The organism is Streptomyces sp. CC53 (assembly GCF_001865245.1).
Taxonomy (GTDB): domain Bacteria; phylum Actinomycetota; class Actinomycetes; order Streptomycetales; family Streptomycetaceae; genus Streptomyces.
The window spans coordinates 1-13,123 of sequence record NZ_MKXB01000033.1 but is presented as its reverse complement, the minus strand read 5'-3'; the positions used below and the strand labels follow the sequence as shown (position 1 = coordinate 13,123).

The window sequence follows — 13,123 nt, the reverse complement described above, 5'->3', positions numbered from 1 at the left end:
GGGGGGGGGGGGGGGGGGGGGGGGGGGGGCGCGGGGGGGGGGGGGGGGGGGGGGGGGGCGGGGCCGCCCCGGCCCCGCGCCCCGCCGAGGTCAGGCGGTCTCGGCCGCGAGCTGCCGTTCCGCCGCGTCGACCGTCTGGCCGAGGAGGGTGGCGATGGTCATGGGGCCGACGCCGCCGGGGACCGGGGTGATGAGGCCGGCCCTTTCCGCGGCGCTGTCGAAGTCGACATCGCCGACGTTGCCCTCGTTGTACCCGGCGTCGATGACGACGGCTCCCGGCTTGATGTCCTCGCCCGCGATGAACCGGGGGCGCCCGACGGCCGCGACCACGATGTCCGCCTCGCGCAGCGCCGCGGACAACTCCGCGGCAGGGGTGTACGAGTGGCAGTAGGTCACGGTGGCGTTCCGGGCCAGCAGCAGCATCCCGGCGGGCTTGCCGAGGATGGCGCTGCGCCCGACGACCACGGCCTTCTTGCCCGCGGGATCGATGTCGTACGCGTCGAGCAGCCGCATGATGCCGGCGGGCGTGCAGGAGACGAAGCCGGGCAGGCCGAAGCTCATCGACGCGAAGGAACTGGTGGTGACACCGTCGACGTCCTTCTCCGGTGCGATGGCCTCGAAGGCGGCACGCTCGTCGATGTGCGGGCCCACCGGGTGCTGGAGCAGGATGCCGTGCACGTCGGGGTCCCGTGACAGGTCGGCGAGGACGCCGACGAGTTCCTCCGTCGTCGTGGCGGCCGGCAGTTCGACGTGGCGGGAGCGGATCCCGGCCTTCTCGCAGCGGGCGCGCTTCATGCGCACGTACGTCACGGAAGCGGGGTCCTCGCCGACCAGGACGGTCGCGAGGCACGGCTGGATGCCGGTGCGGCGCGTGAGTCCGGCGGCGCGGGCAGCGGTCTCCTCGACGAGGCGGCGGGCGAGGGAACCGCCGTCCATGAGGCGGGCTGCGGCAGTGGTGGTCATCGGAACCTCCCGGGCGGCGAGACGGATGGAATGATCTGTTCGTCGCCCAGGCGCGCGGCAATCGGCACGACCGCAGCGGCGGCCTGCCGGGCCGCTTCCCGGTGGTACTCCACCCAAGCGCCAGTCACGGCCCGGCCCCCACTGTACGTCAGCCTGCCACCGGCGTGGAGACGTCTTCCGCCCCGAGGGGCGCGCGAGGGCGGTGGGACGGCGTGGACCCGACGGACGGACCGCGGCGCCGCCGCCACGGGCGCACGCCCGGTGACGGCAGCGTCAGGACTGCGACGTGGAGGGCAGGCTGGGCGCGCGTGGGTCGCCCGGGGTCAGGTCTCAGAGGCGGTGCCGCCCGGTCGGCGGACGCCCTGCAGGGCGTCGCGCGAGCCTGCCGAGGCATGCGGGATCACGCTGAGGGTGCCGTCGGTCTCCAGGACCACCGCGGCGACCTGACCGGTGTCGCCGATGCCGTGTGAGCGGATGGCCTGATGCACTTCGCTCTCCGTGACCCGCTGGCGGTACAGCTCGCCGGTGAGCATGCGGCCGTCCCGGAGCAGCAGCGTGGGTCCGGCCTTGATGAGCCCCTGGAAGAAGGCGGAGTGCACCGCTGCCTTGGCGGTGAGGAACTGCAGCGCCACCAGGAGGGCCAGCGCCAGCGCTCCCTCCGCCATCGACACGGAGCTGTTGAGCAGAATGGTGGCGAGGGTCGAGCCCAGCGCCACGGTGACCACCAGGTCGAAGGCGTTCATCTTCGCCAGCGTCCGCTTGCCCGAGAGCCGGATCACGAGGATCACGGCGGAGTAGGCGCAGACGGCCATGACGGTGACGCGCACGAGGTCGTGCCAGGAATCGAAGAACACCCCGGACGTCTGCCCCGACCGCCGCAGTCGTCACGCACGGTGCGCATCCGTCACCGAGGAGCACCGCAGTGGGGAGCGGCCCGCGGACGTCCGTCCGGCAGGGTCCGTGTGCACCGCTTCCCCCCCGGGGGGAAGGCCGCGGGGCCGGACCCGTCCTCGGGGACGGACCCGGCCCGGGCACCGGCAGGCGGGCGGGTCAGACGCGGTCGGCCGCGATCAGGACGTACTGGAAGGAGCCGTCCCTGTACGACTCGATGAACGCCTCTTCGATGCCGGTGACCAGCGACGACGTGGCGCGCAGCTCCCAGTAGGGCAGCGTGTCGGGGGTCAGGTCGACGACGGCCTGCGGCACCAGGCGGTTGTCGGCCATCGCGCGCAGGTACTCGCGGCGGGAGTGGATGTTGCACTCGAAGTGGGCGTTGATCTGCGAGACCCACTTCGACGGCTGGCCGTAGCGCGGGTTCCAGCAGCCGGTGATCGTCACGTAGCGGCCGCCGACCTTGAGGAAGCGGGCGTGCTCGGCGAAGAGGTCGTCCAGGTCGACGTACATGCTCGACTCGTTGTTCCACGAGGCGGTGATGCTGCCCTTGTCGAAGGGCGTGTCGAGCATGTTGCAGACCCGGGCGCGGACGTGGTCCGCGATGCCGAGTTCCTGTGCGCGCTTGTTGCCGAACTCGGTCTGGGTGGAGGAGAGCGTGACGCCCTCGACCGTGCAGCCGTAGCGTTGGTGCGCCATGACGCTGGTGCCGCCGCGGCCGCAGCCCGCGTCGACGAGGGTGTCGGCAGGCGTGATCGGGCCGAGGTGGTCGAGGAGGACGTCGGCCTGCGCGGACTCCAGGCGGTGCAGCTCGGCGATGAGGCGCTGCTCGTAGCCCGCGTCCTGCGGGTCGCCCAGGGCGGCGTGGTCGACGGCGCCGATGCCGTAGTGGTGGTGGTACAGCCCGTCCACGTCACCGAGGCGCAGGTTCACCGGCCTGGCCTCGTTGTTCCAGTAGCGGGCGATGTCCCCCTGGTAGGGCGTCGTCGGGCCCGGGATGAACGCGGAGGGGGCGGCGGCGTCGGCGGAGGTCAGTTCGGTAGTCACTGAAGAATCCATTTCTCACCAGAAATCGGGCAGGCTGTAGCGGTAGGTGTTGGTCATGTGCCAGTAGTGGTTGCCGTCGACCCAGGCGGCCACGCCCTTGAGGAAGCGCAGCACGGTCGGGACGGGGCAGGCGGCGGCCAGCTCGGCGGCGGCGGCTTCGAAGGCGTGCATGAGGTCGTTGTGGATGTCGACGGCCTTGAGGTACGCGTCGCGCTCGGAGAGCTTCTCCCGCTCGGCGAGGACGACCGGCAGGTTGAGGTGGCGGCCGGGGGCGGCGAGTTCCTTGGTGTACGAGTACAGGTCGTTGACGAGGGTGGTGGCGTTGCCGGCGAGGGCGATGACCCGCTGCATGTCGGGCCGTGCGTGCAGGTCCGCCGGGAGTTCGTAGCCGCCGACGGAGTCGGTGATGGTCGGGCAGGGACGGAAGTTGTTGAACTGGCGCATCGCCAGGTACTCCCACACCTCCGGCAGGTGGTCGGTCTCGGCCCAGGCGGCCTCCGCCAGGTAGCCCATGTGCAGGCGGGCCATGTCGTGCCGGTAGCGGTCCGCCTGGGAGGGGGTGGCGGACCGGGTGAAGTAGTCCATGGCGCTCCGGTACGCCCGCCGCGGCGCGTCCGAGCCCAGCGAGTCCTCCCAGGCCGGGGCGTACTCCGGCGTGGTGTGGAGGGGGTCAAGGGCGGTGTGGGCGAGGAGGAGACGTCCGCCGAGGCCGACCGGTGAGCCGCCGTGGTCCTCGCAGTAGCAGTCGTCGACCGCGTTCTCCGCGATCATCAGCCGCGTGGCGAGCATCAGGTGGTCGACCGTCGGCGCGTCGGGGTGGCAGGCCACCATGTAGCGCCCGACGGAGAAGCCGTCGAACTGGCCCTCCCACTCGTCGGGGAACAGGTGGACCTCCTCCACGGCCCAGTCCTTGATCCGCCGGCTGACCTCGGCCACGCGGACGGGGTCGGGGGCCGGGACGGGGTGGAAGTAGAGGCCGGGGACCGGCCGTCCGGCGGCCTCCTCGGAGGCTTCCTCCGCGGCCGGTGCGGAGGCGTCCGCGTCCTCCTCGCGCCGGGCGAGCGACAGAGCGGCCGTCCCCAGGCCGCTCGGGCCGCGCATCAGCCGCTCGAGCGCGGATCGCCTCGGGTCCGGCACGGACTGCTCCGGGACGGCGCGGCCGCCGGGGACGGCCCCGGTAACCGGGCGGGCCGCTGCGTCCCCGGTGGCCGGGGGTGCTGCGGGGCTCGGGGAGGGCGGGCCGGCTTCTGGTGACGTGGCGGCCGGGGCCACCAGTGGCTGCCCTCCGGTCGGCAGGGCGAACGGCGGCGGGGCCGCGGGACCCCCGGCCCGGAGACCCGCACCCGCCGACGCGCGGCCGGCGGGGACACGGCTCCGGAGCAGGGGGTGGGCGCCGAGGTGGGCTGGGGCGGCGGGAACGCTCGGCTGCGGAAGGGCGGGATCAGGATCGGGCATCCGTAGCTCCTTGTGCGGTGGTGGGACTGGCCCGGATCCAGAGGCGAGCACGCCGCGCCGGGGGCCCGGGCTGTCGGGGCCGTGGGGCGGATTCCGCTGGGAGTGCCGTCGAAGTGCCGCCGTCCGCCAGGGCGGGGCCGGGGGCGCCGGGCGGACGTGCCGGGCGCCGGCGGACGGGCGGGACTCCGAGGGCACGGGCTAGTCGCGCCTGCGGGCGATCTGCACGTTCTCCATCACACCGAGCGCGTCGGGCACGAGCACGGCGGCGGAGTAGTACGTCGTGACCAGGTACGACATGATCGCCTGCTCGCTGATGCCCATGAAGCGGACGGAGAGGCCAGGCTCGTACTCCTCCGGCAGACCGGTCTGACGCAGTCCGATGACGCCCTGGTTCTCCTCACCGGTGCGCATGGCGATGATGGAGCTGGTCTGCTCCTTGCTGATCGGGATCTTGTTGCAGGGCAGGATCGGGACACCGCGCCAGGCCGGGACCTGCTGGCCGCCGAGGTCGACGTGGTCCGGATACAGGCCGCGGGCGTTGAACTCGCGTCCGATCGCGGCGATCGTCCGCGGGTGCGCGAGGAAGAGCTTGGTGCCGCGGCGGCGGCAGAGCAGCTCGTCCATGTCGTCCGGGGTGGGCGGCCCGGAGTGCGGCTGGATCCGCTGCTTGAAGTCGGCGTTGTGGAGCAGGCCGAACTCGCGGTTGTTGACCAGCTCGTGCTCCTGGCGCTCGCGCAGCGCCTCGATGGTCAGGCGGAGCTGCTCCTCCGTCTGGTTCATCGGCCCGTTGTACAGGTCGGCGACGCGGGTGTGGACCCTCAGGACGGTCTGCGCCACGGACAGTTCGTACTCGCGCGGGTTCAGCTCGTAGTCCACGAAGGCGCCGGGCAGTACGGCCTCACCGACGTGGCCGGCCGACATGGCGATCTCGGCTTCGCCGTGGCGGTTCTGCCGCTGCTGGGGCAGGGAGCTGAAGGCCTGGATGTGGGCCTGGAGGGCGGGCGAGGACGCCTGGATGGCGGCGAAGTCGGCGCGGGAGAGGGTCAGCAGGGTGCCGGAGGTCTCCGCCGTGGCGGTGTAGTCCCAGGTCGCGTCGGCGTCGAGGAGGGAGTCCTCGCCGAAGCGGTCGCCGTCGGCGAGGACCGCGATGGTGATGTCGTCGCCGTACGGGCCCTCGGACAGCTGGCTGATGCGGCCGTGCGCGATCAGGTGGATCTCCTCGGCGGGGACACCCCGCTCCACCAGGACCTCGCCCGCGGTGAAGTCGCGCTGTACGCAGCGGTCGGCGAGGGCGGCCAGGACGTCGTCGTCGTCGAACCCCCGCAGCAGGGCGAGTTCGCCGAGCTCGCGCGGGATGACGCGGACGCGGGCGCCGTCCTGGACGAACTCGACGCGCCCGTCTCCGACGGTGTAGCTGAGCCTGCGGTTGACCCGGTACGCACCGCCCTTGGTCTCCACCCAGGGGAGCATGCGCAGCAGCCACCGGGAGGTGATCTCCTGCATCTGCGGCGCGGACTTGGTGGTACTGGCGAGCTTCCGGGCGGCTGCGGTGCTGAGGGACTGCTGCGGGGGCGCCGCCTGCGTATCGGGCTGGGCTTCCGGGCTGCTGTCGACGGTCATCGGGGCGAGCTCTCCTTCGGGGGTAGCGGACGGCGCACGGCGGGGCCGGCCGGCCAAAGAGGAGGAAAGGAGGGAAAGTACCTGGGCTTGCGACCAGATCCGCGGGAACAGTAACGGTCCGCCAGATGGGGCAGTCCAGTAGATCCGACGGCATTACCCCAATATGATGATCTTGTTCGATGTTCCGCTCGCACAGCTGCCCGTACGGTGGTAGGTGGTCGCTGAAAGCACTCCTGGCGCACGTGGACCGGGGCTGCCGCCGGCGAGCCCCCGGTGACCGGCCGTGCGGCCCGCCGGGAGCGACCACCGCCGGGGCGCTCCACCGGCCGCACCGACGGGGGGAGGAACCGGGGGTCCGGCTCGAAGGCCCCGAGCAACGCGCCGGGCCGACGTGCAGCCGGCACCCGTACGCGAGGGCCGGGCCGTCGTGCGGCCACCCGTGCCGCCCCGGCGCGCACCCCCGCGGGACGGGGCCGGTCGGGTCGGCCACCTGATCGGCGCGGTCCCGCTCCTCACGGCGGCACACCGTTCGCACGGCGAGTGGCTCCGGCCGGTTCGGGCGGCTGGGGCGGATGCCGGGCGTCACCCGTCCGACCCGGCCCGCGGCTCCCCCCGCCGGTGCGCCCGCACTCCGGCTCCCCTGGGAGGCGCCCGGCGCACGCGCAGCGCCGGCGGGATCCTTGGGACCAGGCCCCGAGGTGGGTCGGAGTCGTCCGATCGGCGCCGTGTGACACGTTCGGCGGTCGGTCCGCGCCGGCCGTCAAGGGAACCGGCAGCAGCCGGGCACGGCAGGTGGCGCCGGAGGAGCGGTGGCTCCCGGGGCCGGGGTGTCCGCGCCGGCCGGTCCCCGGCCGGCGGACGGTGCGGCCAAGGCCGAACGGGGCACCCGCTTCAGTCGGCCGACCCCGCCGGGCCTCCGGGGCGCAGCCAGGCGGCGGTGTCGGGAGGCAGCTCGCCGTTGTGCACCGGGCCGCTGGCCAGCAGAAGCGTGTGCGCGGCGGGCAGGGGTGCCGGGCGCGGTGACAGGTTCACGACGCACACCAGGCCGTCGCCCCACGGGAAGGCGAGCACCCCGTCCGGGGACGGGAGCCAGCCGAATGCGGGGGCGCCGCCCGGTTTCCGAGCCGCCGCGTCGAGTGCCGTGCGCCGCAGGCGGATGGCCTTGCGGTAGAGGGCGAGCATCGAGTCCGGCATGCCGTGCTGCGCCTCCACCGTGAGGGACGCCCATGCGGGTGGCTGCGGCAGCCACGGCTCGTCGCCGCCCGCGGGCCCGAAGCCGAACGGCGGCGCCGTCCCGGACCAGGGCAGCGGGACACGGCAGCCGTCGCGCCCGGCGTGGGCGCCGCCCGAACGGATGCGCATCGGGTCCCGCAGCCGGTCGGGGGGCAGGTCCTCCGCCTCGGGCAGGCCGAGCTCCTCGCCCTGGTACAGGTACACGGAGCCGGGCAGGGCGAGGGTGAACAGGCAGGCCGCGCGGGCCCGCCGGGTGCCGAGCGGCAGGTCCGAGGGCGTGCCGTGGCGGTCGGCCGTGAAGTCGAACGACGTGTCGGCGCGGCCGTAGCGGGTGACGGTGCGGGTGACGTCGTGGTTGGACAGCACCCACGTGGCGGGCGCCCCGACCTCCGCGTGGCTCGCGAGGGTCGCGTCGACGCAGCCGCGGAGGCGCTCGGCGTCCCAGGGGCTCTGCAGGAAGTCGAAGGTGAACGCGGTGTGCAGTTCGTCGGGCCGCAGGTAGCGGGCCAGCCGTGCGGCGTCGGGCAGCCACATCTCCCCGACGAGGACGCGCCCGCCGGGGTAGGAGTCGGCGACGCGGCGCCACGAGCGGTAGACGTCGTGCAGGTCGTCCCGGTCGGCGTACGGATGGGGCACGGGGCCGTCGCCCGCCCCGACGTCGGGCAGGGCGGGGTCCTTGGTGAGGAGCGTCGCGGAGTCGACCCGTACGCCTGCGACGCCCCGGTCGAACCAGAACCGCAGGACCGCTTCGTACTCGGCGCGCACGCGGGGGTCCGCCCAGTTGAGGTCGGGTTGCTCGGGCGCGAACAGGTGGAGGTACCACTCGCCCGGTGCCCCGTCGGGGCCGGGGACGCGGGTCCAGGCGGGGCCGCCGAACTCGGAGCGCCAGTCGTTGGGCGGCAGGCCGCCGTCCGGGCCGCGGCCGGGACGGAAGTGGAACAGGGCGCGCTCCGGGCTGCCGGGCGGGGCCGCGAGTGCGGCGCGGAACCACGGGTGGTCGCGGGACACGTGGTTGGGCACGATGTCGACGAGGGTGCGCAGGCCGCGCCGCAGGGCCTCCGCGATGAGCTCCTCGGCCTGTGCGAGGGTGCCGAACAGCGGGTCGACGCCCCGGTGGTCCGCCACGTCGTAGCCGCCGTCGGCCTGGGGGGACGGGTACCAGGGCGTGCACCACAGGGCGTCGACGCCGAGGGCGGCCAGGTGCTCGAGGCGGCGGCGGATTCCGGCCAGGTCGCCGGTGCCGTCGCCGTTCCCGTCGGCGAAGCTGCGGGGGTAGATCTGGTAGACGACGGCGTCGCGCCACCAGTCGGCACGGCGGTCGGCCCCGCCGGGACCGGTCAGGTCGGCCATGGCTCCCGTTCCTTCCTGCGCGGGACGGCGCCCGTGCCCGGCAGTGCGGTGAAGTCGGCGTCCACCAGGTCGGGGAGTACCCGGTCGGCGGCGCCGTAGTCGAGTCCGCTGGTCAGGGGTGTCGGTACCGCCACGACCGTCGTCCCCGCGGCCCGCGCGGCGGCGACGCCGGTCAGGGAGTCCTCCACGGCCACGCAGCGGTTCGGCGCGCAGCCGAGTGCCGCCGCGGCCCGCAGGTACGGCTCCGGCGCCGGTTTGCGGGCGGTCACGTCGTCGCCGGTGACCACCGCGTCGAAGAGGTGGTCCAGCGCGAAGTGGCGCAGCCAGCGGCGGACCCAGGCGCCGTCCGACGAGGAGGCCACGGCCAGGCGCAGCCCGGCGGCCCGTGCCCGCTCCAGGGTGTCCGGCACACCGGGCAGCAGCCGGATGTGCGCGGGTGTCATGAAGGTGTCCCAGTGGTCGGCGAGCCGGCGCCGGAGCCGCTCGTCGTCGGTGCCGGGCGCCGGGGCGGTCTCGCGCAGCAGGGCGAACAGTCGTGCGTAGCCTTCGGGGCGGCCGCACACCTCGCGGGCCCACACGTCGTGCGGCAGGCGGGCGCCGTGCTCCTCGAACAGGGCGGTGCAGGCGAGGAAGTCGGGGCGCACGGAGTCCACGAGGGTGCCGTCCAGGTCGAAGACGACGGCCCGGTGGTGTCCGGCCGGCAGCGGGGCGCCCGCGTCGGCGGTCACGTCAGCTCCCGGACGATCCGCGCCGGGTTGCCGACCGCGAGGACGCCCGCGGGGAGGCTCTTGGTGACGACGCTGCCTGCGCCCACGACCGTGTCGGCGCCGATGGTCACGCCGGGCAGGACCGTCACTCCCCCGCCGAGCCACACCCGGTCGTGCAGGGTGATGGGCCGTGCGCTCTCCCACATGGCGCGGCGCAGCTGCGGGTCGTGCGGGTGGTTGGCGGTGTAGAGCTGGCAGCGCGGTCCGAGGAGGACGTCGGCGCCGAGGACGATCGGCGCGCAGTCGAGCAGCACCGCGTCGAAGTTGATCTTCGTTCCGGCGCCGAGTTCGATGAAGAACCCGAACTCGCAGAGGAAGCGCGGCATGACCCAGCCGCCGGGTTCCACGCGGGCGAGCAGGTCGCCGAGGATCACTTCACGGGCCTTGAAGTCGCCCAGGGCCGTGCTGTTGAACTTGTCGAGGAGTTCCATGCAGCGGGCGCGGTGGGGGCCCAGTGCCGGGTCGGTCGCGGAGTACGGCTCGCCGCTGCTCAGCCGCCGTTTGACGGCGTCGAGGTCGCTCACGTCCTGTGGTCTGCCTTTCGGGCTGCTGGTCCTTCGGGTCACCGGCGGCGGAGCCGGATCGTGACGGGGCGGTGGTCGGAGGCGACGGGCCGGTCGCCGGGACGGGCGTGGTGGTGGCCGGAGCGGGCCGGGCGGTCGCCGGGGGCCGCCGGGTCGCCGCCCGCCGCGGGCGTGGGGTCGGCGGGAAGCGCGTCGGGCGGGCCGGGCCGGGGGTCGTGGGTCCGGTACTCCACGAGGTCGCCGGCCAGCGACGGAGAGAGCAGGAACAGGTCGATGCGGCGCTCCGCCTCCCCGGCCGACAGCGGCCCGCCGAACGTCGGCGACCGGTCGCCGCACCGGGCTCCCGCGTCCACGAGCAGCGGGTCGTCCGGGTCGTCGCCGAGCAGCCGCCGCAGCGGCATCCGGTCGGCGCGCCCCTCCGTGTCGAGCAGGTGGTCGTCGCGGCGGTGCCGGGGGGTGCGGCTCCAGTCCGGTTCCGGGTCGCCCGGCGGCACGCAGTTCGCGTCCATCGCGAGGACGAGGGGCGGCAGGGAGGGGTCCGCGTGGTGGCGCAGGTGGTCGGACTCGATGCGCCGCCCGGTCGGGCTGAAGGGGTCCAGGTGGGCGACGAGGAACCGCAGCGGCGCGCTCCGGCCCGGCAGCCCCAGCGTGACCAGGCCGTGGCCGTGCCAGTGCGCCAGTTCGTGCGGAAGCCGTTCCGTGCCGTGGTGCTCGATGTCGGGCTGCCAGAAGACGGCCTGGTGGCAGCCGGTCTTCGCGGTGAACAGCTCGCCCTCCATGCCGAAGGCCGCCTTCGCGTCCTCGAAGAGGGCACGGTCGTCGAGGTGCCAGCCCCAGCCCTCGGTCGTCATCAGGACCCTGGGCCGGTGGGCGGCGACCAGCGCGCACTGGGCGAGCCACCGCTCGTCGCGGCCGCCGAGCCGCTCGATACCGGCCTCGTACAGGTTCCAGAACATCAACAGGTCGGTGGTGTCGCTCACTTGAAGCCGACCACCATCGACTCGGGGCCGTCCAGGTGCTCGACGTAGGTGTCGCGGAAGCCGGTGCGGCGCATCCACTCCTGGCACTGGGCGCCGGTGTAGTCGAAGCCGCCCGGCACCTCCGCGTGCATGATCAGGCTGAGGATGAGCCCGACCGCGTTGCTGCGGCGCTCGTCGTCGATCAGCGTCTCGTACACGACGACGGCGCCGCCGGGCGGGAGCGCCGCGTACGCCTTCTCCAGCAGCTGGAGCTTCTCGTCCTCCCCCCAGTTGTGCAGCACGTGGCCGAGCACGAGCACATCGCCCCAGGGCAGTGGGTCGCGGAAGAAGTCGCCGGCCCAGAACTCGACGCGGTCGGCCACGCCGAGGCGGGCCGTGTACGCCTCGAAACCGGCCCGTGCGGGCGGCAGGTCGAAGCCGACGGCGGTCAGGTGGGGGTGGCGGCGCAGCAGCCAGGCGGGCAGGGCGCCCTCGGCGCAGCCCACGTCGACGAGGGTGCGGTAGCGGTCCCAGGGGAACCGCTCGGCGATGGCCCGGGCCGATCCGATGCTGAGCGCCGTCATGTCGCGCTGGAAGGCGCGCACGGAGTCCTCGGTGGCGTACGTGCCGGCGTAGAAGTCCCGTCCGTCGCGGGCGGCACGGGCCGCCTCTCCGGTGCGCAGCACGGCCACGAGGTCGTCGGCGAGGCCGGCGCACTGGGTGAGGAAGCTGTCGCCGAGGTAGGTGGCGGGCTTCCCGGCGTCCAGGTACTCCTGCGCCTCCGGGGAGTTGGCGTACACGCCGTCGCTGCGGGACAGCAGGCCGAGGGCGACGAGGGCGTCGAGGAAGTCCGCGGCGGGTCCGGGGTGCAGGCCGGTGCGGGCGCGGAGCTCCGCGGCGGCGAGCGGCTCCTTGGCGAGGGCTGTGAACACGCCCAGCTCGACGGCGCTGAGCATGGTCTTGGTCTTCCAGTGCGCCCACATCAGGTCGGTGACGGGCTGCGGCGAGGTCATGCGGAGTGCTCCATCTCGTCGGGGCGGGTGGCGGAGTGGCGGGTGTGCGGTCGATGGGGGAGGGCGCCGGGTGCCGGGGCGGCCGCGCGTACGGCCGCCGCGCGTACGGCCGCCGCGAGGGCGGCGGCGGACGCCAGGGCCAGCGCGGCGAGGGCGAGCGGGACGGCGGCGGGCGGTGCGGGCCCGGTCAGGAGGGCCAGGGCGTAGGGCAGGGCGGCGCTGCCGGCGAGGTTCGCGGTCAGCAGCACCCCGCTGATCCGCCGGGCGCTGTCCGGCAGGACCGTGACGGACCAGGCGAGGAGGGTGGGGAACGCCCCCGCCAGGCAGACCCCGGCGAGCCCGTAGGCGGCCGGGGCGAACGCGCCGGACGTGGCGGCGGCCAGTGCGGCGGCGCCCGTGAGCAGCGCCGCGAGGACGAGGACAGCGCCGCCCACCCGCCCGGCCAGCGCGGGGAGCAGCAGCCGGCCCACGGTGAGTCCGCCCCAGAACAGCGCGGTCAGCCGGGCGGCGTCCTCGGGGGCGTACCCGACGGCGGCCAGGTGGGTGGCCTCCAGTGCGCCGGTCCCGGCCTCGACGCCCGCGTACAGGAACGCGACGAGGGCGCAGGCCGCCAGCGGCCCGGTGCGGGCCGGCGCGGCGGCCGCCCGTGGGGACGGCGCAGGCGCGGAGGGTGCAGGTCCGCGCGACGCGGGTGCCCGTGGCGTGCCCCGGGTGGGCGGGGCCCCGGACTGCGCGGGACCGGCCGGCAGCGGCGCCGGGGGTTCGGGCCTCGGCCGTTCGCCGCAGGCCGCCTCCCGGAAGGGGTGGCAGCACAGGGTCAGGGCGGCGGCCGCCCACAGCAGTTCCCTTACGGCGCCGGTCTCGCCGACGACCAGGGGGCCCGCCACCGCGCCGGCGCCGAACGCGGCGTGCAGCCCGTTGAGCAGCCGTACGCTGCGCGGTCCGCCGTCGCGGCCGAAGAACGTGTTGGCGTGCAGGATCAGTCCGCCGAAGCCGGCGCCGGTGACGAGCGCGCACACGGTGAGGACCCACCAGGCGGGGGCTGCCGCCATGCCGGCGCACCCGACGGCGAAGGCGGCGAGCAGCCAGGACACCGCCGGGCGCCCGCCGAGGCGTCGTTCCAGCAGGCCGGCGCCGAGGAGCGCGGTGAGCGCCCCGAGGTTGTAGGCGACGACGACCTCCGTGCCGCCGGCGTCCCCGGCGCCCGCCCCGTAGGCGGTGCGCAGCAGCGGGAGCGCGGCGCCGAGCGCGGCGGTGACCGCGCCGAGCAGCACGGACAGGACGAGTCCGGCCGCGGCGGC

Annotated in this window: 11 protein-coding genes and 1 riboswitch; all 11 genes read right to left on the bottom strand. The window is 74.7% G+C overall.

Translation table 11 applies throughout. The annotated features are described in order from the left end of the window. Positions 1–90: 90 nt before the first annotated feature. Entirely contained in the window at positions 91–963 is an 873-nt protein-coding gene (locus tag BJP40_RS02890; RefSeq protein ID WP_071278355.1) for a bifunctional 5,10-methylenetetrahydrofolate dehydrogenase/5,10-methenyltetrahydrofolate cyclohydrolase, read from the bottom strand. A gap of 37 nt (positions 964–1,000) precedes the next feature. Then, a riboswitch (ZMP/ZTP riboswitch) is annotated at positions 1,001–1,101 on the bottom strand. 185 nt (positions 1,102–1,286) lie between these two features. After that, positions 1,287–1,817: a DUF421 domain-containing protein gene (locus tag BJP40_RS02885; RefSeq protein ID WP_071278353.1), complete on the bottom strand. Its 531-nt coding sequence runs from the start codon at positions 1,815–1,817 to the stop codon at positions 1,287–1,289. A gap of 196 nt (positions 1,818–2,013) precedes the next feature. After that, complete coding sequence (locus BJP40_RS02880; RefSeq protein WP_177204284.1) at positions 2,014–2,913, bottom strand: geranyl diphosphate 2-C-methyltransferase; 900 nt, start codon at positions 2,911–2,913, stop codon at positions 2,014–2,016. Between the two features lie 3 nt (positions 2,914–2,916). After that, positions 2,917–4,356, bottom strand: coding sequence for a family 2 encapsulin nanocompartment cargo protein terpene cyclase (locus tag BJP40_RS02875; protein WP_107416683.1), 1,440 nt, complete (start codon positions 4,354–4,356; stop codon positions 2,917–2,919). 198 nt (positions 4,357–4,554) lie between these two features. Continuing rightward, positions 4,555–5,976, bottom strand: a complete 1,422-nt coding sequence (locus BJP40_RS02870; protein ID WP_071278350.1) for a family 2B encapsulin nanocompartment shell protein — start codon at positions 5,974–5,976, stop codon at positions 4,555–4,557. A gap of 891 nt (positions 5,977–6,867) precedes the next feature. Beyond that, complete coding sequence (locus BJP40_RS02865; protein WP_071278348.1) at positions 6,868–8,559, bottom strand: glycoside hydrolase family 13 protein; 1,692 nt, start codon at positions 8,557–8,559, stop codon at positions 6,868–6,870. Next, positions 8,547–9,287 carry an HAD family phosphatase gene (locus tag BJP40_RS02860; protein ID WP_071268573.1) on the bottom strand — a complete coding sequence of 247 codons (741 nt, stop codon included), beginning with the start codon at positions 9,285–9,287 and terminating at the stop codon, positions 8,547–8,549. The genes BJP40_RS02865 and BJP40_RS02860 overlap by 13 nt, the downstream gene beginning before the upstream one ends. Beyond that, positions 9,284–9,850, bottom strand: a complete 567-nt coding sequence (locus tag BJP40_RS02855; protein ID WP_071278347.1) for a sugar O-acetyltransferase — start codon at positions 9,848–9,850, stop codon at positions 9,284–9,286. The genes BJP40_RS02860 and BJP40_RS02855 overlap by 4 nt, the downstream gene beginning before the upstream one ends. Positions 9,851–9,888: 38 nt before the next feature. Further along, complete coding sequence (locus tag BJP40_RS02850; RefSeq protein ID WP_079170866.1) at positions 9,889–10,830, bottom strand: endonuclease; 942 nt, start codon at positions 10,828–10,830, stop codon at positions 9,889–9,891. Continuing rightward, complete coding sequence (locus BJP40_RS02845; RefSeq protein ID WP_071268570.1) at positions 10,827–11,822, bottom strand: methyltransferase; 996 nt, start codon at positions 11,820–11,822, stop codon at positions 10,827–10,829. The genes BJP40_RS02850 and BJP40_RS02845 overlap by 4 nt, the downstream gene beginning before the upstream one ends. After that, on the bottom strand, positions 11,819–13,123 hold a 1,305-nt coding region (locus tag BJP40_RS02840), incomplete at its 5' end, for a sugar MFS transporter (RefSeq protein WP_071278345.1). The genes BJP40_RS02845 and BJP40_RS02840, both read right to left, overlap by 4 nt.

Excerpts from the sequence above, each read along its gene's own strand:
- BJP40_RS02845 (WP_071268570.1), bottom strand. The coding sequence starts at position 11,822 with ATGACCTCGCCGCAGCCCGTCACCGACCTGATGTGGGCGCACTGGAAG.
- BJP40_RS02870 (WP_071278350.1), bottom strand. The coding sequence starts at position 5,976 with ATGACCGTCGACAGCAGCCCGGAAGCCCAGCCCGATACGCAGGCGGCG.
- BJP40_RS02865 (WP_071278348.1), bottom strand. The coding sequence starts at position 8,559 with ATGGCCGACCTGACCGGTCCCGGCGGGGCCGACCGCCGTGCCGACTGG.
- BJP40_RS02880 (WP_177204284.1), bottom strand. The coding sequence starts at position 2,913 with ATGGATTCTTCAGTGACTACCGAACTGACCTCCGCCGACGCCGCCGCC.
- BJP40_RS02890 (WP_071278355.1), bottom strand. The coding sequence starts at position 963 with ATGACCACCACTGCCGCAGCCCGCCTCATGGACGGCGGTTCCCTCGCC.
- BJP40_RS02875 (WP_107416683.1), bottom strand. The coding sequence starts at position 4,356 with ATGCCCGATCCTGATCCCGCCCTTCCGCAGCCGAGCGTTCCCGCCGCC.